The 589-nt window shown below is 56.5% G+C and carries 1 protein-coding gene; it reads left to right on the top strand.

What is annotated here, in order from left to right:
• Positions 1-589 (top strand): hypothetical protein (locus ACP7DE_RS27990; protein ID WP_426075183.1); only part of this gene is annotated, 589 nt, incomplete at both ends.

Here is a 589-nt window from a genome sequence, read left to right as displayed (position 1 = left end):
TTTTGTATGGCGATGTGGGGGGCAACGGAGTTGAGCCGCTGGTAACGATGGGTATGGTTGGCCCGGCAATTCTTTCGGTTGGCTCATACACCTCGCTGAATCCGAGGGAGGGAATTCGAGCGTTTAGCAACAGCGGCACCGCATTATCAGGCCAATCCACCTCTGGATTTGGCGTATATGCGCAAAGCACCAGCTCGTGGGCCCTGTTCGCCAGAAGCGTGACCGGATACGGTGCCCAGATCACCAGTGACAGTTACATTGGACTTAAAGTCGCAGTGGATGGTGGTACAAAGGCGGCCATTGTGGCGGGTAGCCGTAACGGCAATGGGGTGGAGTCAGCGGGCGGCTATGGTGCCTACGATTTCTACGCTGGCGGAGTTGGGGCCAATTACGGGCCATTTACAGGAAGCCATGACGGTCTGGTCGAGTTGAATTTTGAGCCACTACAGGGCGACATCCTGGTCGATTTAGCGATTGCTCACCACGGCGGTATCTCGAATACGATTGCGATCAATGTACTGGCCACCAGGCCGCAGCAGAAAAACGTAATCGGTGTCTTCGTTGGCCAGCGCCCGCTGGACCCGGAGGA

Source organism: Janthinobacterium sp. DSP2-3-3 (assembly GCF_049897325.1).
Classification (GTDB): Bacteria; Pseudomonadota; Gammaproteobacteria; order Burkholderiales; family Burkholderiaceae_D; genus Janthinobacterium.
This window is presented reverse-complemented; position numbering and strand designations above follow the sequence as displayed.